The organism is Escherichia sp. 10290 (genome assembly GCF_030295155.1).
Classification (GTDB): Bacteria; Pseudomonadota; Gammaproteobacteria; order Enterobacterales; family Enterobacteriaceae; genus Escherichia; species Escherichia coli_F.
On sequence record NZ_AP025741.1, the window covers coordinates 1,896,778 to 1,917,205 of the forward strand.

A 20,428-nucleotide genomic window follows, 5' to 3' on the forward strand; every position below is an offset into this window, starting at 1 on the left:
ATAACGATTCGATAATGAAAAAATACCAGCAGCTTGCAGAACAATTACGCGAGCAGATTGCGTCGGGGATCTGGCAACCCGGAGATCGTTTGCCTTCGTTGCGTGACCAGGTGGCGCTTTCTGGCATGAGCTTTATGACTGTCAGCCATGCCTATCAGTTGCTCGAAAGTCAGGGACATATTATCGCGCGACCGCAGTCGGGTTATTACGTTGCGCCACAGGCAATAAAAATGCCGAAAGCGCCAGTCATTCCAGTCACTCGAGATGAAGCAGTCGATATCAACACCTATATTTTTGATATGTTGCAGGCCAGTCGCGATCCGTCGGTAGTTCCGTTTGCCTCGGCCTTTCCCGACCCGCGACTTTTCCCCCTCCAACAACTAAACCGCTCGCTGGCGCAGGTAAGCAAAACCGCCACGGCGATGAGCGTGATTGAAAACTTACCGCCAGGAAACGCAGAACTGCGTCAGGCTATTGCTCGTCGCTATGCCTTACAGGGCATCACTATTTCTCCTGATGAAATTGTCATTACCGCCGGGGCGTTAGAGGCATTAAACCTCAGTTTACAAGCGGTAACGGAACCAGGCGATTGGGTGATAGTAGAGAATCCTTGTTTCTACGGCGCGTTGCAGGCGCTGGAGCGGTTACGGCTGAAGGCGTTATCGGTGGCGACGGACGTTAACGAAGGGATCGATCTTCAGGCGCTGGAACTGGCGTTGCAGGAGTATCCGGTGAAAGCGTGCTGGCTGATGACTAATAGCCAGAATCCACTCGGATTTACCTTAACGCCGCAGAAAAAAGCGCGGCTGGTAGCGTTGCTCAATCAGTACAACGTAACGCTGATTGAAGATGACGTTTACAGCGAACTTTATTTTGGACGGGAAAAACCGCTGCCTGCGAAAGCGTGGGATCGCCACGATGGTGTTTTGCATTGCTCTTCGTTTTCGAAATGTCTGGTGCCAGGTTTTCGTATTGGTTGGGTCGCCGCTGGAAAACACGCACGCAAAATTCAACGATTGCAATTGATGAGTACGCTTTCGACCAGTTCACCGATGCAGCTTGCGCTTGTGGATTATCTTTCCACGCGCCGTTACGACGCCCATCTTCGTCGTTTACGTCGTCAGCTTGCGGAACGTAAACAACGTGCCTGGCAGGCGCTGCTGCGTTATCTGCCTGCGGAAGTGAAAATTCATCATAATGACAGCGGTTATTTTCTCTGGCTGGAACTCCCCGCGCCGTTAGATGCGGGCGAATTAAGCCTTGCGGCACTGACGCATCATATCAGTATTGCGCCGGGTAAAATGTTTTCTACCGGTGCAAATTGGTCACATTTTTTTCGTTTTAATACTGCATGGCAGTGGGGCGAGCGCGAAGAACAGGCGGTTAAACAATTAGGCAAACTTATTCAAGAACGGCTGTAATAGCGTTTAATTTAATTCCTCTTAGGTTGGGTAATATGAATTTCGAATAGCAGTCATATTTCCTAACCCCTTGTCTATACTCCAGAAGATAATCTCACAGACGGCATAATGCGCGGTAGCTCACAACCTGATTAAATTTTCTCAGGGGCGAAGGTGTGCCTGCAAGCCGCCGTCTATGGTTAAACAAGGAGATATTTTTACGGCACGGCGGCTGAACAATTAATTACGACAGGAGTAAGACCTTATGAGCAAGACATTTGCCCGCAGCAGCCTGTGTGCGCTCACCATGACAATAATGACCGCTCACGCCGCCGAACCGCCTACCAATTTAGATAAACCGGAAGGGCGACTGGATATTATCGCCTGGCCGGGATACATCGAACGCGGACAAACTGATAAACAATACGACTGGGTAACGCAATTCGAAAAAGAGACAGGCTGCGCGGTAAATGTGAAAACCGCCGCGACTTCTGATGAAATGGTCAGTCTGATGACCAAAGGGGGTTACGATCTGGTTACAGCATCCGGCGATGCCTCGCTGCGCCTGATTATGGGCAAACGCGTGCAGCCGATTAATACCGCATTGATTCCCAACTGGAAAACGCTCGATCCGCGCGTGGTTAAAGGCGACTGGTTTAACGTTAGTGGCAAAGTTTATGGCACACCTTACCAATGGGGTCCGAACCTGTTGATGTACAACACGAAAACCTTCCCGACGCCGCCGGATAGCTGGCAAGTGGTTTTTGTTGCGCAGAATCTGCCGGACGGTAAGAGCAATAAAGGCCGCGTTCAGGCTTATGATGGCCCTATTTATATTGCGGATGCTGCGTTGTTCGTTAAAGCCACTCAGCCGCGGTTGGGCATCAGCGATCCTTATCAACTCACCGAAGAACAGTACCAGGCGGTGCTGAAAGTGCTGCGCGATCAACATAGTTTGATCCATCGCTACTGGCATGACACTACCGTGCAAATGAGCGATTTCAAAAACGAGGGTGTGGTTGCTTCCAGTGCATGGCCCTATCAGGCCAACGCCCTGAAAGCCGAAGGCCAGCCTGTCGCTACCGTTTTCCCGAAGGAGGGCGTTACCGGTTGGGCTGACACCACCATGCTACATAGCGAAGCGAAACATCCGGTTTGCGCCTACAAATGGATGAACTGGTCATTAACGCCAAAAGTGCAGGGCGATGTGGCGGCCTGGTTTGGCTCGTTACCGGTAGTGCCGGAAGGGTGTAAAGCCAGTCCGTTATTAGGCGAAAAAGGTTGTGAAACAAACGGTTTTAACTATTTCGATAAAATCGCCTTCTGGAAAACGCCTATAGCAGAAGGGGGCAAGTTTGTTCCCTACAGTCGCTGGACGCAGGATTATATTGCCATTATGGGCGGCCGCTAACTTCGCTGGGGTGTTTTATGACGTACGCAGTGGAGTTTGACAACGTATCGCGACTGTATGGTGATGTGCGCGCGGTAGATGGTGTCAGTATTGCGATAAAAGATGGTGAGTTTTTCTCAATGCTGGGGCCGTCTGGCTCCGGCAAAACCACCTGCCTGCGCCTGATTGCTGGATTCGAACAGCTTTCCGGCGGGACTATATCTATCTTTGGTAAACCCGCCAGCAATCTGCCACCGTGGGAGCGGGACGTGAATACCGTTTTCCAGGACTACGCGCTTTTTCCGCATATGTCGATTCTTGACAACGTGGCCTATGGGCTGATGGTCAAAGGGGTGGATAAAAAACAGCGACACGTAATGGCGCAAGAGGCGCTGGAGAAAGTGGCGCTCGGATTTGTACAGCAACGTAAACCGTCACAACTTTCTGGTGGTCAGCGTCAGCGGGTTGCCATTGCCAGAGCGTTAGTGAATGAACCGCGCGTATTGCTGCTGGATGAACCGCTCGGCGCACTGGATCTTAAGCTGCGTGAGCAGATGCAACTGGAGCTAAAAAAGCTACAACAGTCTCTTGGCATCACCTTTATTTTCGTCACCCACGATCAGGGCGAGGCATTATCGATGTCCGATCGTGTTGCGGTATTCAACAACGGTCGTATTGAGCAGGTCGATTCCCCGCGCGATCTCTATATGCGTCCGCGCACGCCGTTTGTTGCCGGATTCGTCGGGACATCCAACGTTTTTGAGCCGCTAATGGCCGAGAATCTTTGCGGCATGATAGGCAGTTTTGCCCTGAGACCGGAACATATCCGCCTCAACACCCCCGGCGAAGTGCAAGTTAATGGCACGATCCAGGCGGTGCAGTATCAGGGCGCGGCGACCCGTTTTGAACTGAGACTGAATGGCGGTGAAAAACTGCTGGTGAGTCAGGCCAATATGACAGGCGAAGAACTGCCTGCCACGCTCACGCCCGGACAACAGGTGATGGTTTCCTGGTCGCGCGATGTGATGGTGCCGCTGGTTGAGGAGAGGTGAATGGCGATGAACGTATTGCAATCACCTGCGCGCCCAGGGTTGGGTAAGGTGTCAGGTTTCTTCTGGCGGAAACAGGGACTGGGGCTGTTTTTGCTGCTGCTTGGTCCGCTGATGTGGTTTGGCATTGTCTATTTTGGTTCACTCCTGACGTTGTTATGGCAGGGCTTTTATACCTTTGACGATTTCACCATGTCGGTAACGCCAGAACTGACGCTGGCGAATATCCGTGCGCTGTTTAATCCGGCGAATTACGACATCATCCTCCGCACGCTAACCATGGCTGTGGCTGTCACTATCGCCAGCGCCATTCTGGCTTTTCCGATGGCGTGGTATATGGCGCGCTATACCTGCGGGAAAATGAAAGCGTTCTTTTATATTGCGGTGATGCTGCCAATGTGGGCGAGTTATATCGTAAAAGCCTATGCCTGGACCTTATTGCTGGCAAAAGATGGCGTGGCGCAGTGGTTTTTACAACATCTGGGGCTGGAACCACTGCTGACAGCGTTCCTTACATTACCCGCGGTGGGCGGTAACACGTTGTCAACTTCCGGGCTGGGGCGCTTTCTGGTGTTTCTCTATATCTGGCTGCCGTTCATGATCCTGCCCGTGCAGGCGGCGCTTGAGCGTTTGCCGCCGTCATTGTTGCAGGCGTCGGCTGATCTTGGCGCGCGTCCACGGCAAACCTTTCGCTATGTGGTGCTGCCGCTGGCGATCCCGGGTATTGCCGCTGGCTCTATCTTTACCTTTTCACTCACACTGGGCGATTTTATCGTTCCGCAGCTGGTTGGCCCTCCAGGATATTTTATCGGCAATATGGTTTATTCCCAGCAGGGGGCGATTGGCAATATGCCGATGGCTGCGGCATTCACCCTGGTGCCGATTGTTCTCATCGCACTGTACCTGGCGTTCGTGAAACGTCTGGGAGCATTCGATGCACTCTGAACGCGCACCGTTTTTCCTTAAACTGGCGGCCTGGGGCGGCGTGGTTTTCCTTCATTTTCCCATCCTGATTATCGCCGCCTATGCTTTTAATACCGAAGATGCAGCGTTTAGTTTTCCACCGCAAGGCCTGACGCTGCGCTGGTTTAGCGTGGCAGCACAGCGTAGTGATATTCTTGAAGCCGTGACGCTGTCACTTAAAGTGGCGGCGCTGGCGACATTAATTGCGCTGGTATTAGGGACACTGGCCGCTGCTGCGCTGTGGCGTCGGGACTTTTTCGGTAAAAGCGCCATTTCATTGCTATTGCTGCTGCCCATTGCGCTGCCGGGCATTGTCACTGGTCTGGCGCTATTAACTGCTTTTAAAACCATCAATCTGGAGCCGGGATTTTTCACCATCGTGGTCGGTCATGCGACTTTTTGCGTAGTGGTGGTGTTTAACAATGTCATCGCCCGTTTTCGCCGTACCTCCTGGAGTCTGGTTGAGGCGTCAATGGATCTTGGGGCCAATGGCTGGCAAACCTTCCGCTACGTGGTGTTGCCGAATCTCAGTTCGGCGCTACTGGCAGGAGGAATGCTGGCGTTTGCCTTGTCGTTCGATGAAATCATCGTGACGACCTTTACGGCAGGTCATGAACGAACGTTACCGTTGTGGTTGCTCAATCAGCTTGGGCGACCACGTGATGTACCGGTAACCAACGTGGTGGCACTGCTGGTTATGTTGGTAACAACCTTGCCGATCCTGGGGGCCTGGTGGCTAACCCGCGAAGGCGACAATGGTCAATAACCACTGATACAGGAATATGCTATGCAACATAAGTTACTGATTAACGGAGAACTGGTTAGCGGCGAAGGGGAAAAACAGCCTGTCTATAATCCGGCAACGGGGGACGTTTTACTGGAGATTGCCGAGGCATCCGCAGAGCAGGTGGATGCTGCTGTTCGCGCGGCAGATGCAGCATTTGCCGAATGGGGGCAAACCACGCCGAAAGCGCGTGCGGAATGCCTGCTGAAACTGGCCGATGTTATTGAAGAAAATGGTCAGGTTTTTGCCGAATTGGAGTCCCGTAATTGTGGCAAACCGCTGCATAGTGCGTTCAATGATGAAATTCCGGCGATTGTCGATGTCTTTCGCTTTTTCGCCGGGGCGGCGCGCTGCCTCAATGGTCTGGCGGCCGGCGAATACCTTGAAGGTCATACTTCAATGATCCGTCGGGATCCGTTGGGGGTCGTGGCTTCTATCGCACCGTGGAATTATCCGCTGATGATGGCCGCGTGGAAACTGGCTCCGGCGCTGGCGGCAGGGAACTGCGTAGTGCTTAAACCATCAGAAATTACGCCGCTGACAGCGTTGAAGCTGGCTGAACTGGCGAAAGATATCTTCCCGGCTGGCGTGATTAATGTGCTGTTTGGCAGAGGCAAAACAGTGGGCGATCCGCTGACCGGACATCCCAAAGTGCGGATGGTGTCGCTGACGGGCTCTATCGCCACCGGCGAGCACATCATCAGCCATACAGCGCCGTCTATTAAGCGTACTCATATGGAACTTGGTGGCAAAGCGCCAGTGATTGTTTTTGATGATGCTGATATTGAAGCAGTGGTCGAAGGTGTTCGCACTTTTGGCTATTACAATGCCGGACAGGATTGTACTGCGGCTTGTCGGATCTACGCGCAAAAAGGTATTTACGATACGCTGGTGGAAAAACTCGGTGCTGCAGTGGCAACGTTAAAATCTGGTGCGCCGGATGACGAGTCCACGGAGCTTGGACCGTTAAGTTCGCTGGCACATCTCGAACGTGTCAGCAAGGCGGTAGAAGAGGCGAAAGAGACAGGGCACATCAAAGTGATCACCGGTGGTGAAAAGCGCAAGGGTAATGGTTATTACTATGCGCCTACGCTGCTGGCTGGCGCGTTACAGGACGATGCCATCGTGCAAAAAGAGGTATTTGGTCCGGTGGTGAGCGTGACGGCCTTTGACAATGAAGAACAGGTGGTGAACTGGGCGAATGACAGCCAGTACGGACTTGCATCTTCGGTATGGACTAAAGATGTGGGCAGGGCGCATCGTGTCAGCGCACGGCTGCAATATGGTTGTACCTGGGTCAATACCCATTTTATGCTGGTAAGTGAAATGCCGCACGGTGGACAGAAACTTTCTGGTTACGGCAAGGATATGTCACTTTATGGGCTGGAGGATTACACCGTCGTCCGCCATGTCATGGTTAAACATTAAGTTAAATGTTAGTGGCTGTTATATGAAATTATATGATGGCCACTATCGTTTGAAGTTTTGAGTCATTGGCGATTAATAAGAATGAATACATTAAAACGAGTGGAAAAGTTAGACGACTATTATGCGCTAAAGGTATGATGGTGATTTTTCATCCTGTCATGGTTGATTCATAGAAGACTTTAGAGTATCGTTATTCAACTAATAATTTATAAGTAAAAGTAGATGTCTTTAGTATGAACGTACAGTTATATAAATTCACGGAAGATAAAAATAAAACCATTACCTTTAGGTGGACGAAAAAACACTTTGAATTTTGCATGGATAATAAAATATTTTTAAATCATAAAGGGAAGAAGTCTTACAAAGAAAGGAATTTATTTCTTTTCTCAAAAGGTGACAAAATATCAATTGAAGAGAATGTTATTGCTGAAGAATATTCAACAATGCCTGTAAAAAATTTTTCCAGTGTAGGTGCATTTTCATTTCCAACTTGTCATTTTTCAGGGAATATACATATAGGACGATTTTGTAGTATTGCATCAAATGTAAAAATAATGGGTGGAAATCATCCTATGAATCGTTTTACTACTCACATGATGACTTATAACGGTGAATTTGATAAATTTGCCTTGAGTGAGTTCGAACGGCCATGGACATTGAAACCATTCATTACCAAACCTGAAAATCCGATTATAGGAAACGATGTCTGGATAGGAAATGATGTTGTATTGAAAGGTGGCATCGCAATAGGTGATGGTGCTGTTATTGCTGCCAATTCCGTTGTTACCAAAGATGTGCCACCATATGCCATAGTTGCAGGAGTTCCTGCAAAAATAATCAGATTTAGATTTGATTCAAATATTATTGATGAATTGTTGAGAATAAAGTGGTGGAATTATAATTATTCAGATCTTCCGGATAATAACAAATGTGATGATATAAATTATTTTGTTGAAGAGATGAATCGATTGATATCAAATGGAAATATCCAAGAGAGGGACTATAAAAAATTCAATCTTTCTGAGATATTCAGAGACCTATAATTGTCTGTTTTACATGATAAATGGGCAGATAACCAGTGCGGGGTTTGCAATTTCAATGGGACAGCGTCCTCAAGGAGGTTGCAAACATCCTGCCATGCATAAACTTTATGCCATCTTTTTATATTTACTTTATTCCCTGAAAGTACAAAGCATTTATAGACCCCGCGCGTCTAAAGTAATGATGATAGAAAAATGTGAAAACAAAGTTCCCTTTGAATCAGTAAGCTGTCTGTAAGGACGATAGGAGGGGGATGTTTTCTACTTATTTCAATGTAGATGTCAGCAAAAAGAAGTAAATATTAAGGATAATGTTGTAAACCTGGAGAGTATGAGATGATCTTGCGTACTGTCAGAGCAGTGATTTCTCTGACAGTACGTGCTGCGTGCAAAATCACTACATCAAATAAACCAGCCAAATCTCATAGAGATAAGAGTAAACAAACCAACAGCAGCAAAGACATTTATCAGTACTACAGTTCTACTGGAAACATTCATTTTTGCCACCTTTTATCATTGCCCCTATGTGTATAGTACGGGTTAAGAAAATCCGCAATAATACTCATTCTGAAGATGGATAAGGGCAAGTTGCTGTTTGATGATTTTTTCTCAAACTGGTGAAAAAACTTGATGCACGTCAAAAAATGACGCATATTTGCGCGCGTTTTATTCATCTGGCTGGACGCCCGTACATGTCTCTCTATCAACACATGCTTGTTTTTTATGCGGTTATGGCAGCAATCGCATTTCTTATCACCTGGTTTCTTTCTCACGATAAGAAACGCATCCGTTTCTTAAGCGCCTTTCTGGTGGGGGCAACATGGCCGATGAGTTTCCCGGTGGCGCTGTTGTTTTCACTGTTTTAAATCTTACGCACTGGCTTGACGGCACCACGCAGACTTATATCATTTGGATGAATCGATAAATTTCACAAGTGGCTTAGGAGAAAGTATGTCGCATCTGGATGAAGTCATCGCGCGCGTGGATGCCGCGATTGAAGAGAGCGTCATTGCCCATATGAACGAATTATTAATCGCCCTGAGCGATGACGCGGAGTTAAGTCGGGAAGATCGCTACACCCAGCAGCAGCGTCTGCGCACAGCGATCGCCCATCACGGTCGCAAGCATAAAGAAGATATGGAAGCGCGCCACGAACAGTTAACCAAAGGCGGCACCATCCTCTGATTAAAATGTGCGCCTGGCCACCAGCCAGGCACCAACCACAAGTAAAATTGCGCCACAAATTGGGCCGATCAACGCCCGTAGTGGTACGCCATGACTGCGGAAGATATCCAGCACCAGACCACCAATCAGTTGGCTGGCGACCAGTACTGCAATAGTTGTCGCCGCTCCCAAATTCTGATATCCGCTGATACTGGCGAAGACAAAAAAAGATCCCAGCAAGCCGGGTATAAGTGTCCACCAGCGTACGCTGGACACCAGTTCGCCAAACCCCGCCATGCCTTGTTTAAACCATAAAATAGAAACAAAGAGCACAATCCCTACCAGTGAGTTCAGCAACATGGCGATGAGAATGGTAGAGGAGGTCTGGGTGATGCGCACCATTAGCGTGTTCTGGACGACCAGACCAATCCCTGCGGCAATCAAAAAGGCAAGGGTAAGCGACTGATTCATCAGATTGCGTCCGGTTCACTGCGTTCGTCGAGTTGCAACTGCATAAATGTCAGATCCAGCCAGCGCCCAAATTTAGTGCCCACCTGCGGCATTTGTGCGGTGATGACAAATCCCAGCGACTGGTGGAGATGCAGCGAAGCCTGATTTTGCGATTCGATCCCGGCGACCATAACATGCTTCCCGCAATCCCGCGCTTCATCAATCAATCGGCTTAACAATTTACGCCCAAGACCTTTGCCCTGATGATCAGGATGGACATAAACCGAATGCTCCACGGTATGGCGAAAACCATCGAAACTACGCCAGTCGCCAAACGAGGCATATCCCGTCACCACGCCATCTTCTTCACTCACCAGCACCGGATAACCTGCTATGGTCCGCGCTTCAAACCAGGCAATGCGGTTATCTGCATCCACCGTTTGGTCATTCCAGATAGCCGCCGTATACAACACGGCGTGGTTATAAATTTCCGCAATGGCAGCACAGTCGGCTTTGCGGGCAAAACGGATGGACATGTCTGGCCTCGATAAAATAATGATAATGACGTTATCAATACTATCGAAAACAGCCCGAAGCAACGGATTCCTCGATGAAATTATTGCGTGTTGCAGAGGGGATGTGACGACTGCAAACAAAACCAATCCTGCGAGCCTGCTACTATTGATGGATTCATGCCAAAAGCACAGGAGAGCATTATGGGGCAACAAAAGCAGCGTAACCGCCGTTGGGTTCTGGCCTCGCGTCCGCATGGCGCGCCGGTTCCGGAGAATTTTCGTCTTGAAGAAGATGATGTCGCCACACCGGGTGAAGGACAGGTATTACTGCGCACAGTTTATTTGTCACTGGACCCGTATATGCGTGGACGTATGAGCGATGAGCCATCTTATTCACCGCCGGTTGACATTGACGGCGTGATAGTCGGCGGTACGGTGAGCCGTGTCGTGGAGTCAAATCATCCTGATTACCAGCCTGGTGACTGGGTGCTGGGCTACAGTGGATGGCAGGACTATGACATATCCAGTGGTGATGATTTGGTGAAACTTGGCGATCATCCGCAAAATCCATCGTGGTCGCTGGGTGTGCTGGGGATGCCAGGCTTTACCGCTTATATGGGCCTGCTGGATATCGGTCAGCCCAAAGAAGGCGAAACGTTGGTGGTAGCTGCAGCGACAGGACCAGTGGGGGCGACGGTGGGGCAAATCGGCAAACTTAAAGGTTGCAGAGTGGTGGGGGTAGCTGGTGGCGCGGAAAAATGCCGCCATGCTACCGAGGTGTTGGGCTTCGATGTCTGCCTTGACCATCACGCGGATGATTTTGCCGAGCAACTGGCGAAAGCGTGCCCAAAAGGTATCGATATTTATTATGAAAACGTTGGCGGTAAGGTATTTGATGCGGTGCTACCGTTACTCAATACATCCGCGCGCATTCCCGTCTGCGGCTTAGTGAGCAGCTATAACGCTACAGAGCTACCACCCGGTCCGGATCGTTTACCCCTGTTGATGGCAACGGTGCTGAAAAAACGCATTCGCTTGCAAGGGTTTATTATTGGTCAGGATTATGGTCACCGTATCCATGAGTTTCAGCAGGAGATGGGACAATGGGTGAAAGAGGGGAAAATTCACTATCGTGAACAAATTACCAACGGTTTGGAGAACGCCCCACAGACGTTTATCGGCCTGCTGAAGGGTAAAAACTTTGGCAAAGTGGTGATCCGCGTGGCGGATGATGATTAAAGTTTCAACGGCGGCGTAAGGCCGCCATAAAAATCCAGGCAAAAAGCTTATTTTCAGCTTTAATTAACTGACCACATCATTGTTCTGCTGCTAATAACTACAAAGGTGAGTGGCTTATGATTATTCATTTTAACACACCAGGTGAACGCCTTCTGCTATGCAGGCAGGGTCGGAAAGAAAACACGCGAAGGAAGTAAAATGCCTGGAACGGAAAAAATGAAACATGTCAGTTTGACTATGCAGGTTGAGAACGACCTGAAACATCAACTAAGTATTGGCGCACTAAAACCTGGCGCACGCCTGATTACTAAAAATCTGGCGGAGCAATTAGGTATGAGTATTACACCTGTGCGTGAAGCATTATTACGTCTGGTTTCGGTGAATGCGCTTTCTGTCGCACCAGCGCAAGCATTTACAGTTCCGGAAGTGGGGAAACGTCAATTAGACGAAATCAATCGGATCCGCTACGAGCTGGAATTAATGGCAGTTACTCTGGCTGTTGAATACCTCACCCCGCAAGACCTGGCGGAACTAGAGGAATTGCTCGAGAAATTACAGCAGGCGCAAGAAAAGGGCGACATGGAACAAATCATTAATGCGAACAGGTTATTTCGCTTAGCGATTTATCATCGTTCAAATATGCCCATCCTGTGTGAGATGATTGAGCAACTGTGGGTCAGGATGGGACCTGGTTTACATTATCTTTATGAAGCGATTAATCCAGCGGAATTACAGGATCGTATAGAAAGCTATCATGAACTACTCGCCGCGTTGAAAGTAAAAGACAAAGAGCGATGCAGACATTGTCTTGCTGAAATTATGCAACAAAATGTTGCTATGTTATACCAGCAATATAATCGTTAAATTAAATGCCCGGCAAATACCGGGCATCAAGATAATCACTCAAATCGCCACGCAACATTCACGCCGATACCATAATTTCGCCCGGGCGCAGGTTCGTAATATCGCCCGTTCGACTCATTGACAATGACAGAACCAACGTATTCTTTATCGAATAAATTATCGACACGACCAAATAAATCCACAGTTAAATTGTGGTAATTGTATTTATACCCGGAGAATAAGCCGACGAGAGTATAAGACGGCGCTTTTGCCGTATTTTCATCATCGGCCATAATATCGCCCATATAACGCGCTTCCGTACCTGCATACCAGCCATCTTCCGGTACATAACCTATCGACGAAAAGCCCATATTACGGGCGATCCCCGGCATCCGGTTACCGTTACAATCTTGATCATTGCAAACATTGCTGCGATAGGTCGCATCAAGCCAGGTCCAGGACGCTTTTATGCGAAAATCTCCCGCGAAACGTTGATCCCATGCCAGCTCAGCACCTTGACGACGGGTCTTTCCGGCATTTTTATAAGTCGTACGTCCACCGCTACTGCTATCGACAACAATTTCATCATCGGTGTCGGTCTGGAACAATGCGAGACTAAGCAGCCCATCACCAATACGCGTTTTACTGCCGATCTCAATTGTATCGTTGGTGGATGGTTTTAAACCAAAGTTCATACCGCTTTGACCGTCAGCACGATAAGACAGCTCATTAATCGTCGGCGTTTCAAAACCACGCCCGGCTGCCAGATAGATATTCCAGGCATCGGTCATTGCATATTTTAACGATCCGGCTGGTAGCCATTTGTGATAACTGGCATCACCACTGTCATCGCCGTTACCCGGAGTAACGTAATGATCGTTGGAATCAAACCATACGGAGCTGTAGCGCACGCCAGCATCCAGCGACAGTTTTTCGCTCAGCTGCCACTGCGTTTGTAAATAAGGATCGACGTTCCACATCAGATTGCGTTCGTCGCGGCGCAACTCACCTTTTTGCCCGTACTCCGGCACACCGCTGTTCAGGCGGAAGTTGTTGTAGCCTTTACGGTTTTCACTCATGTTTTCGTAGTTCAGGCCGGTAGTGAACGTGACCGGAACACCCAGTTCGCCACGGTGTGTCCAGCGGCTGTCTATCCCCTGGTAATGACGTTGTAGAGTAATCACACCGCCCGCATGCGATGGGTTAAGTTGGGGGGCCATTGGGATTGACTGGTACTGGGTCGTTTCTCGTTCTCCGGCATACATCATCACACTCATATCATCCTGCGAACTTAGGCTACGTTCATAGCGCAACCCAGCCTGAGTTTGCTTGATGGTTTTTCGCGTGTCGTACTGTTCAGCGCGTGGCGCTTGTTGCGGATTCGCCTTCCATTCTGCTTCTGTTAAACCACCAGGATCATCTGCTTTGATATCCACACTATTGAAAATCAGGCTTAATTTGCTGGCGTCATCAATGCGAACGCCCAGTTTGGCATTGGCTAAATTTTTCTGTGCGCCACTATGATCACGATAGCCATGGGTCGTAAAACGCGTGGTTGAGACGGTGTAATCGACATCACCGGGCTGTGTGCCGTCTCCCGTTGCGCCCGTTGCTTTCAGCCCATAGCGCCAGCTGCCAAAACTGCCGTAGTAACTACTGGCTTCAATGGTTGGTGGCTGTTGTCCGGTCTGGGTGGTGACATTCATTACACCGCCAGACGCGTTGCCATACAGGGCAGAGAAGGGGCCACGCAGCACTTCCACATTTTGCACACTGCTTAAATCGATGTTGGATGTTTGCCCTTGCCCGTCGGGCATGGTGGCGGGAATACCGTCCACATACAGGCGAATACCGCGAATACCGTAAGTGGAGCGGGAGCCAAATCCGCGAATCGACAGCTGTAAATCTTGCGCATAGTTCTGCCGGTTTTGTACCTGCAAACCAGGCACGCCGGTCAGTGATTCGGACAAGTTAATGCGCGGTGTTGCCAGGCGCATCTCCTCGCCATCCACCACGCTTACTGCTGCTGGGGTATCCAGTTCTGAAACCACCTGCGGTGCGGCACTGACAATCATAGTCTGTTCATCAGCGGCAAAAACAACGGGGGAAAGGACAAGCAGTGCGGGCAAAACGGTCTGTCGGACGGAAAAAATCTTCATGAAAAAAGCCAGGTTAAGAATGGGAAAACGCCGTCATGGTAATGAAATTGTAAATTTATGGAAAATGAAACGGCACAATACGTTAAGTAATTGAGAAAATTGTAGTCGTAACGGCAAGAAATGCTCCACATTTGAGAAAATAATGATTACCATTCCCATTTATAACAAGAGCGTAACGATGATTACGCTTAGCGAAGCATTGTGAAGCAGCAAAAATATCGGTTCATCAAAGGGAGTCGTCATGCATTTACGTCATCTGTTTTCATCGCGCCTGCGTGGTTCATTACTGTTAGGTTCATTGCTTATTGCTTCATCATTCAGTACGCAGGCCGCAGAAGAAATGCTGCGTAAAGCGGTAGGTAAAGGTGCCTACGAAATGGCTTATAGCCAGCAGGAAAACGCGCTGTGGCTCGCTACTTCACAAAGCCGCAAACTGGATAAAGGCGGGGTGGTTTATCGTCTCGATCCGGTCACTCTGGAGGTAACTCAGGCGATCCATAACGATCTCAAGCCGTTTGGTGCCACCATCAATAACACGACTCAGACGTTGTGGTTTGGTAACACCGTAAACAGCGCGGTCACGGCGATAGATGCCAAAACGGGCGAAGTGAAAGGCCGTCTGGTGCTGGATGATCGTAAGCGCACGGAAGAGGTGCGCCCGCTGCAACCGCGTGAGCTGGTAGCTGATGATGCCACGAACACCGTTTACATCAGTGGTATTGGTAAAGAGAGCGTGATTTGGGTCGTTGATGGCGAGAATATCAAACTGAAAACCGCCATCCAGAACACCGGTAAAATGAGTACCGGTCTGGCGCTGGATAGCAAAGGCAAACGTCTTTACACCACTAATGCCGATGGTGAATTGATTACCATCGACACCGCCGACAATAAAATCCTCAGCCGTAAAAAGCTGCTGGATGATGGCAAAGAGCACTTCTTTATCAACATCAGCCTCGATACCGCCAGGCAGCGTGCATTTATCACCGATTCTAAAGCGGCAGAAGTGCTAGTGGTCGATACCCGTAATGGCAATATTCTGGCGAAGGTTGCGGCACCGGAATCACTGGCTGTGCTGTTTAACCCAGCGCGTAATGAAGCCTACGTAACGCATCGTCAGGCAGGTAAAGTCAGTGTGATTGACGCGAAAAGCTATAAAGTGGTGAAAACGTTCGATACGCCGACTCATCCAAACAGCCTGGCGCTGTCTGCCGATGGCAAAACGCTGTATGTCAGTGTGAAACAAAAATCCACTAAACAGCAGGAAGCTACCCAGCCAGACGATGTGATTCGTATTGCGCTGTAATAGATATGGCGAGGGTGAAAACGGAGAGACTTGCCTGACTTTTATCACGCCGCATGCGGCACACCTTCGTCAGTAATCTAAATTTGCCCGGCACGTAGCCGGGCAATTTTGCAATTAGCTCGCCGTTTCAGGCTTAAACACAATTTCCTGTTTTTCTTCATCTTCCTCGACGACTGGCGCAGTGCTGTGTATTTCTGCAACGCGTTTGCGTACACCAAACCAACCTACAACCAGCAGAAGGCCAATAATCGGCAGCGCAGCGATGGTATAAGTCCCGTTCGGGTAATCGAACGCCATCAGCACCAGGACGCTCAGTAAAAACAGTAATGTCAGCCACGACGTAAAGGGCGCACCTGGGAGTTTAAAACTGACATCCGCTGCTTTGCCTTCTTTAATCGCTTTACGCAGGCGCATCTGGCACACGATGATAAACGCCCATGAAGCGATGATTCCCAGCGACGCGAAGTTCAACACAATCTCAAATACGCGCGACGGCACCAGATAGTTAAGGAATACGCCAACAACATAAACGACCAGCGTCGCCAGGATCCCGGCATACGGCACATGCTGACGACTCATTTTCGCCATGAAACTTGGTGCAGAGCCGCCCATCGCCATTGAGCGCAGAATACGCCCGGTGCAGTACAGACCTGAGTTCAGGCTGGAGAGGGCAGCAGTCAGTACCACAATGTTCATAATGCTGCCGATGTAAGGCACGCCCAGTTTAGAGAAAAACGTCACGAACGGACTTTGCCCCGCCTGATACGCGCTCCACGGTAATAACATAACCAGCAACACCACGGAGCCGACGTAAAACAGGCCAATACGCCAAATCACACTGTTAATGGCTTTAGGCACCATGGTCTGCGGATCTTTACATTCTCCGGCAGCTGTTCCAACCATTTCAATAGAGGCAAAAGCAAACACTACGCCCTGAATCAATACCAGCGCAGGCAGTAAACCGTGGGGGAAGAAGCCGCCATTATCGGTAATTAAATGAAAGCCAGTGGTGTTGCCATCCAGCGGCTGACCGCTACCGAGGAACACTGTACCCACGACCAAAAAGGTCACGATGGCGAGCACTTTAATAAGCGCAAACCAGAACTCCATCTCCGCAAACCATTTCACACCAATCATATTCATGGTGCCAACGATGGTCAGCGCAGCGAGCGCAAAGACCCACTGCGGCACGCCGCCAAACGCACCCCAGTAATGCATATACAGAGCGACGGCGGTAATATCGACAATCCCCGTCATCGCCCAGTTGATGAAGTACATCCAGCCTGCAACGTAAGCGGCTTTCTCTCCTAAAAACTCACGGGCATAAGAGACAAAACTGCCACTGGAAGGGCGGTGTAGCACCAGCTCACCCAATGCACGCAGAATAAAAAATGAAAACAGGCCGCAGATTAAATAGACCAGTGCCAGTGCTGGCCCCGCCATTTGCAGTCGGGCTCCTGCACCTAAAAACAAGCCGGTGCCAATCGCGCCGCCAATGGCGATCATCTGTACCTGGCGATTGCCCATCGCTTTGTGATACCCCTCTTCGTGGGCATTAAGCCAGCGGCGTTTCGCGGCGTGTTGATCAGTTACGTCGTTGTTATGTGATCTCATTGCGCTCCCTGATGATCTTCATGAATTAACGTTTCTCGTTACCACAAATACATTCTTTATTCACGGTAACTATGACAGCGCTAACCGTTATTCTTTATGGGTATATGTCTGTCGGCGCAGAATCCTACCTTCATTCGGGAAACGATGCAAAAAATAACCATATAAATTAGGGGGGTAATTCAGGTGTGTGGTTATAAAAGAGTCAGAAAGGCGCTTCTGGCCCCTCAACGCCGTGTGAAATGGGTGTTCTACACTTAAGCTTTTAGGCGTTTTGGAGGCGCTATGTTAAAGATGTATGGCGTGCCGGGATGGGGTTCTACAATCAGCGAACTCATGCTTACGCTGGCAGATATTCCCTATAAGTTTGTTGATGTCAGCGGTTTTGACAGTGAAGGTATTGCGCGTGAGCTATTGCAAAAGCTCAATCCGCTATGTCAGGTTCCGACACTGGCGCTGGAAAATGGCGAGATTATGACCGAAAGCGCGGCTATTGCGCTAATGGTGCTCGACCGCAGCCCGGATCTTGCGCCACCAGTTGGGCGTGCCGAACGTCAGCAGTTTCAACGGCTATTGGTCTGGCTGGTCGCTAATGTCTATCCAACGTTTACCTTCGCCGATTACCCTGAACGTTGGGTCCCCGACGCACCTGAACAGTTGAAGAAGAATGTTATTGAATATCGCAAATCGCTTTATATCTGGCTGAATTCACAATTGACTGCTGAACCGTATGTGTTTGGAGAGCAACTCACGCTGGTGGACTGTTATCTTTGCACAATGCGCACATGGGGGCCTGGGCATGAATGGTTTCAGGATAATGCCACGAATATCAGTGCGATTGCTGATGCTGTATGTCAGATACCAAAGTTACAAGAAGTACTAAAAAGGAATGCCATTATTTAACAACAATGCCGGAGATTAATGTTAATAAATCACCGGCAAAGTTAACTGGACGTCTATTTGTTTGCTATGAATGGTAATTGAAGTTGTTACAACTATTTATGTCGCTGATGTGATTCTGTATTTTATATTGAATATCAATTTAATTTAATCCGAAAATAAAACATCTCTTCGCATATAGAGAAACATGTCGATATGATAACGCAGTGCAGATCATGTTATCAGGGTAGGGCGGTAGCGTATTTAATGATATTTCTAAGAGAATCGTAATGGTACGATTCAGATTCTCACAAATGAAAATAATCTTTCAGAGCATCCATCAAGTAAAGACGTTAATACTTTGGTTGATGTATTTGTTGATGCATTAGAAAACTATGAAAGAGATATAATGGACGCAGTAATATTCTATATGGCTGAATATGGTAGCAATGACACAAAACATTATATCCAAATGATAATTCAGGAAAGATGTGATAGTTTTGTAACATTACATTTAATGCCACTGCTGAATGTAATTGGTAAATCCCGTGAGGGTGAATGAATACAAATTCAAACAGGTGAAATGGGAATGGGTTATTATGACTTGTATGGATATTATGGGGTGGAAATATATGATGCGCAGAAGATGTTAGAAGATCTGATAAAAATCACATTTAAAGAGAAAGAAAGCCTTTATTATGGCGGAATCTATTTATTGCCCGGAGACAAAAGACATGAACATTTTCTTCTAAAAGAAAATTATGATGTTTTGGATGGCGTAGTGGATGAGGTCGATTATCCTGAGTATACTTATCTTCTCTATATCAATGATACGATCAGGCATGATGAATTAAAAAATAAAATATTAAGCCTGGAGGAATTTGTATTATTAAGAAGTGAAGTTAACACATTTTAAATTTTACAGATACGATCTATAGAAGATAATATTTCACTTAGTCAATGCGTAGTAATTATCTTTTACAAGAATCCAAAATGAAACAACAAAATGTAGTGGACGAAATTAGGCGTAATTACAGAAATAACTGTTGGATAGATTTTGAAATTTATCTCTATAGTAATGGGCGATTAATTATCGTTGGCAGTAGTGATCTTTCGTACTATCATAATTTTGAAATAATAATAAATGCACCATCTTACATGAGTGGTGATACGCACTGGACTTGTGATCCTCTTGATGATTTTATGAAACTAAAAATAATTAACGATGATAATGATGCTAATATTATTCTCGAGTTTTATTCCGAGTCAATATTACAGTTTAAAGTTATAGCGGCAAACATTTCACTTAATTTCGATACGGTATTTTATTACAAAAGGGAAAATCTAAGTTCTGGAGAGCGACTAGCTTACTGGATTGAATAAAGTAGCAACTCTTCAAACGAATTAGCCAATATGAAAACTAAATTTATATTTACAGGTATAAAACCTTTAAGTCAGTTACCAAGTGAGAAAGTGAAAGAAGATATTTTTTTTGCAATGCTCAATAAAAAAGAGCAATGTCGAAGCATCACTTGGGTAGATCATGTTAAAAATCTTTCTGACATTATGATAGACGATAGATTCTACATTGCACTGAATATTGTGAGAAATAAAGGTAAAAAAACTTATTACCGAGAATCATTGATTGTTTCTGACAAAGATAGCATTATTAGTTTTTTAGTTGATAGTGTGGATTTTAATAATGGTTACTCCAGACCATACTTAATTACTCCTGTATTTGAAATAATACCTGATTATGTTATCTCTATCACGGAGGAAGCGAGCATATGTTTTTCTAAATAGGTAAAATATGAATGAAGAAGTAAATATCATTAATAACTACAGTGAACTTTCTTTTATTCCCAGGGAAAGATCACGGTGTGCCGTAGGCACAAAGATGCAAAACGGGACGTTTTGCATGTAATAAGCATAAGCTTGTGAAGAGATGGTGGCAGGCCCACCGGGATCTGCTGTCGGAAGTCGGTCCCAAACAACCCCGGCTGCTGTGGTAAAGAGCCATGGTAGTGAGCGCAGGGGGAACGATCAGACGAGATCTGATCCTATGTGAGATACAGTGAGATGAGTAAACCCGAACCTGTGTTGAAACGTCGTTAGTCCTAAGTGACATCAAAACCGGAGGTTTCGTGATACCGCCGGGATTAATTTACGGGTGAATTCCGAATGCTGCGTGAATGGTGTCCGGTGTATAGC

General features: G+C 47.7%; 22 protein-coding genes. 17 read left to right on the forward strand and 5 right to left on the reverse strand.

The features are described 5' to 3' along the window. Positions 1–14: 14 nt before the first annotated feature. The 7 genes from QUE74_RS09590 to QUE74_RS09620 all read left to right on the forward strand — a co-directional run bounded on the left by QUE74_RS09590 (position 15) and on the right by QUE74_RS09620 (position 8,057). Positions 15–1,421, forward strand: coding sequence for an aminotransferase-like domain-containing protein (locus QUE74_RS09590; RefSeq protein ID WP_000760601.1), 1,407 nt, complete (start codon positions 15–17; stop codon positions 1,419–1,421). 244 nt (positions 1,422–1,665) lie between these two features. After that, positions 1,666–2,811: a putative ABC transporter substrate-binding protein YdcS gene (gene ydcS, locus QUE74_RS09595; RefSeq protein WP_000047460.1), complete on the forward strand. Its 1,146-nt coding sequence runs from the start codon at positions 1,666–1,668 to the stop codon at positions 2,809–2,811. A 17-nt stretch (positions 2,812–2,828) separates the two neighbouring features. Continuing rightward, positions 2,829–3,842, forward strand: coding sequence for an ABC transporter ATP-binding protein (locus QUE74_RS09600; protein ID WP_000220426.1), 1,014 nt, complete (start codon positions 2,829–2,831; stop codon positions 3,840–3,842). After that, positions 3,843–4,784 (forward strand): ABC transporter permease, encoded by a 942-nt coding sequence (locus tag QUE74_RS09605; protein ID WP_001251300.1) that lies wholly within the window; start codon positions 3,843–3,845, stop codon positions 4,782–4,784. It begins immediately after the preceding gene. Continuing rightward, positions 4,774–5,568, forward strand: coding sequence for an ABC transporter permease (locus tag QUE74_RS09610; protein ID WP_000555478.1), 795 nt, complete (start codon positions 4,774–4,776; stop codon positions 5,566–5,568). The genes QUE74_RS09605 and QUE74_RS09610 overlap by 11 nt, the downstream gene beginning before the upstream one ends. A 21-nt stretch (positions 5,569–5,589) precedes the next feature. After that, positions 5,590–7,014 (forward strand): aminobutyraldehyde dehydrogenase, encoded by a 1,425-nt coding sequence (gene patD, locus QUE74_RS09615; RefSeq protein ID WP_001163863.1) that lies wholly within the window; start codon positions 5,590–5,592, stop codon positions 7,012–7,014. A gap of 233 nt (positions 7,015–7,247) precedes the next feature. Next, positions 7,248–8,057, forward strand: coding sequence for a CatB-related O-acetyltransferase (locus tag QUE74_RS09620; RefSeq protein ID WP_001102745.1), 810 nt, complete (start codon positions 7,248–7,250; stop codon positions 8,055–8,057). Positions 8,058–8,456: 399 nt separating this feature from the next. On the opposite strand, the gene yncL is transcribed toward QUE74_RS09620, so the two are convergent. After that, complete coding sequence (gene yncL, locus QUE74_RS09625; RefSeq protein ID WP_001303494.1) at positions 8,457–8,552, reverse strand: stress response membrane protein YncL; 96 nt, start codon at positions 8,550–8,552, stop codon at positions 8,457–8,459. Between the two features lie 194 nt (positions 8,553–8,746). Here yncL and ortT point away from each other — a divergent pair, with 194 nt between their 5' ends. Together ortT and ydcY are read left to right on the forward strand one after the other, a co-directional pair. Beyond that, entirely contained in the window at positions 8,747–8,920 is a 174-nt protein-coding gene (gene ortT, locus QUE74_RS09630) for an orphan toxin OrtT (RefSeq protein WP_000061178.1), read from the forward strand. 85 nt (positions 8,921–9,005) lie between these two features. After that, positions 9,006–9,239, forward strand: coding sequence for a DUF2526 family protein YdcY (ydcY, locus tag QUE74_RS09635; protein WP_000018633.1), 234 nt, complete (start codon positions 9,006–9,008; stop codon positions 9,237–9,239). On the opposite strand, the gene QUE74_RS09640 is transcribed toward ydcY, so the two are convergent. Together QUE74_RS09640 and QUE74_RS09645 are read right to left on the reverse strand one after the other, a co-directional pair. Continuing rightward, on the reverse strand, positions 9,240–9,689 hold the full coding sequence (locus QUE74_RS09640) for a DMT family transporter (protein WP_001076528.1): 450 nt from the start codon (positions 9,687–9,689) through the stop codon (positions 9,240–9,242). After that, positions 9,689–10,204, reverse strand: a complete 516-nt coding sequence (locus tag QUE74_RS09645; protein WP_000027557.1) for a GNAT family N-acetyltransferase — start codon at positions 10,202–10,204, stop codon at positions 9,689–9,691. Before QUE74_RS09645 ends, QUE74_RS09640 begins: the two co-directional genes overlap by 1 nt. A gap of 180 nt (positions 10,205–10,384) precedes the next feature. Between QUE74_RS09645 and curA the strand changes: the two genes are divergently transcribed. Beyond that, on the forward strand, positions 10,385–11,422 hold the full coding sequence (gene curA, locus QUE74_RS09650; protein WP_001355404.1) for an NADPH-dependent curcumin/dihydrocurcumin reductase: 1,038 nt from the start codon (positions 10,385–10,387) through the stop codon (positions 11,420–11,422). 198 nt (positions 11,423–11,620) lie between these two features. After that, complete coding sequence (mcbR, locus tag QUE74_RS09655) at positions 11,621–12,286, forward strand: colanic acid/biofilm transcriptional regulator McbR (protein WP_001119578.1); 666 nt, start codon at positions 11,621–11,623, stop codon at positions 12,284–12,286. 35 nt (positions 12,287–12,321) lie between these two features. Here mcbR and pqqU read toward each other — a convergent pair whose 3' ends face one another. Beyond that, positions 12,322–14,424, reverse strand: coding sequence for a TonB-dependent receptor PqqU (pqqU, locus tag QUE74_RS09660; RefSeq protein ID WP_000689342.1), 2,103 nt, complete (start codon positions 14,422–14,424; stop codon positions 12,322–12,324). Between the two features lie 241 nt (positions 14,425–14,665). Between pqqU and yncE the strand changes: the two genes are divergently transcribed. Next, positions 14,666–15,727, forward strand: a complete 1,062-nt coding sequence (yncE, locus tag QUE74_RS09665; protein ID WP_000550653.1) for a 7-bladed beta-propeller protein YncE — start codon at positions 14,666–14,668, stop codon at positions 15,725–15,727. A gap of 114 nt (positions 15,728–15,841) precedes the next feature. On the opposite strand, the gene ansP is transcribed toward yncE, so the two are convergent. After that, positions 15,842–17,341, reverse strand: coding sequence for an L-asparagine permease (gene ansP, locus QUE74_RS09670; RefSeq protein ID WP_001256482.1), 1,500 nt, complete (start codon positions 17,339–17,341; stop codon positions 15,842–15,844). A 282-nt stretch (positions 17,342–17,623) separates the two neighbouring features. Here ansP and QUE74_RS09675 point away from each other — a divergent pair, with 282 nt between their 5' ends. From QUE74_RS09675 to QUE74_RS09695, 5 genes are all read left to right on the forward strand, one after another. Then, positions 17,624–18,241 carry a glutathione S-transferase family protein gene (locus QUE74_RS09675; RefSeq protein WP_001360615.1) on the forward strand — a complete coding sequence of 206 codons (618 nt, stop codon included), beginning with the start codon at positions 17,624–17,626 and terminating at the stop codon, positions 18,239–18,241. Positions 18,242–18,578: 337 nt separating this feature from the next. Further along, positions 18,579–18,779 carry a hypothetical protein gene (locus QUE74_RS09680; RefSeq protein ID WP_001355405.1) on the forward strand — a complete coding sequence of 67 codons (201 nt, stop codon included), beginning with the start codon at positions 18,579–18,581 and terminating at the stop codon, positions 18,777–18,779. A gap of 21 nt (positions 18,780–18,800) precedes the next feature. Continuing rightward, the gene (locus QUE74_RS09685; protein WP_024166165.1) at positions 18,801–19,133 is read left to right on the forward strand and encodes a hypothetical protein; all 333 of its coding nucleotides are present in this window, start codon (positions 18,801–18,803) and stop codon (positions 19,131–19,133) included. Between the two features lie 77 nt (positions 19,134–19,210). Continuing rightward, on the forward strand, positions 19,211–19,600 hold the full coding sequence (locus tag QUE74_RS09690; protein WP_000813323.1) for a hypothetical protein: 390 nt from the start codon (positions 19,211–19,213) through the stop codon (positions 19,598–19,600). A 30-nt stretch (positions 19,601–19,630) separates the two neighbouring features. Next, positions 19,631–20,020, forward strand: a complete 390-nt coding sequence (locus tag QUE74_RS09695) for a hypothetical protein (RefSeq protein WP_000850032.1) — start codon at positions 19,631–19,633, stop codon at positions 20,018–20,020. Positions 20,021–20,428: the final 408 nt, after the last annotated feature.

Excerpts from the sequence above, each read along its gene's own strand:
- QUE74_RS09590 (WP_000760601.1), top strand. The coding sequence starts at position 15 with ATGAAAAAATACCAGCAGCTTGCAGAACAATTACGCGAGCAGATTGCG.
- ydcS (WP_000047460.1), top strand. The coding sequence starts at position 1,666 with ATGAGCAAGACATTTGCCCGCAGCAGCCTGTGTGCGCTCACCATGACA.
- QUE74_RS09600 (WP_000220426.1), top strand. The coding sequence starts at position 2,829 with ATGACGTACGCAGTGGAGTTTGACAACGTATCGCGACTGTATGGTGAT.
- QUE74_RS09605 (WP_001251300.1), top strand. The coding sequence starts at position 3,843 with ATGGCGATGAACGTATTGCAATCACCTGCGCGCCCAGGGTTGGGTAAG.
- QUE74_RS09610 (WP_000555478.1), top strand. The coding sequence starts at position 4,774 with ATGCACTCTGAACGCGCACCGTTTTTCCTTAAACTGGCGGCCTGGGGC.
- patD (WP_001163863.1), top strand. The coding sequence starts at position 5,590 with ATGCAACATAAGTTACTGATTAACGGAGAACTGGTTAGCGGCGAAGGG.
- QUE74_RS09620 (WP_001102745.1), top strand. The coding sequence starts at position 7,248 with ATGAACGTACAGTTATATAAATTCACGGAAGATAAAAATAAAACCATT.
- yncL (WP_001303494.1), bottom strand. The coding sequence starts at position 8,552 with ATGAATGTTTCCAGTAGAACTGTAGTACTGATAAATGTCTTTGCTGCT.
- ortT (WP_000061178.1), top strand. The coding sequence starts at position 8,747 with ATGTCTCTCTATCAACACATGCTTGTTTTTTATGCGGTTATGGCAGCA.
- ydcY (WP_000018633.1), top strand. The coding sequence starts at position 9,006 with ATGTCGCATCTGGATGAAGTCATCGCGCGCGTGGATGCCGCGATTGAA.
- QUE74_RS09640 (WP_001076528.1), bottom strand. The coding sequence starts at position 9,689 with ATGAATCAGTCGCTTACCCTTGCCTTTTTGATTGCCGCAGGGATTGGT.
- QUE74_RS09645 (WP_000027557.1), bottom strand. The coding sequence starts at position 10,204 with ATGTCCATCCGTTTTGCCCGCAAAGCCGACTGTGCTGCCATTGCGGAA.
- curA (WP_001355404.1), top strand. The coding sequence starts at position 10,385 with ATGGGGCAACAAAAGCAGCGTAACCGCCGTTGGGTTCTGGCCTCGCGT.
- mcbR (WP_001119578.1), top strand. The coding sequence starts at position 11,621 with ATGCCTGGAACGGAAAAAATGAAACATGTCAGTTTGACTATGCAGGTT.
- pqqU (WP_000689342.1), bottom strand. The coding sequence starts at position 14,424 with ATGAAGATTTTTTCCGTCCGACAGACCGTTTTGCCCGCACTGCTTGTC.
- yncE (WP_000550653.1), top strand. The coding sequence starts at position 14,666 with ATGCATTTACGTCATCTGTTTTCATCGCGCCTGCGTGGTTCATTACTG.
- ansP (WP_001256482.1), bottom strand. The coding sequence starts at position 17,341 with ATGAGATCACATAACAACGACGTAACTGATCAACACGCCGCGAAACGC.
- QUE74_RS09675 (WP_001360615.1), top strand. The coding sequence starts at position 17,624 with ATGTTAAAGATGTATGGCGTGCCGGGATGGGGTTCTACAATCAGCGAA.
- QUE74_RS09685 (WP_024166165.1), top strand. The coding sequence starts at position 18,801 with ATGGGAATGGGTTATTATGACTTGTATGGATATTATGGGGTGGAAATA.
- QUE74_RS09690 (WP_000813323.1), top strand. The coding sequence starts at position 19,211 with ATGAAACAACAAAATGTAGTGGACGAAATTAGGCGTAATTACAGAAAT.
- QUE74_RS09695 (WP_000850032.1), top strand. The coding sequence starts at position 19,631 with ATGAAAACTAAATTTATATTTACAGGTATAAAACCTTTAAGTCAGTTA.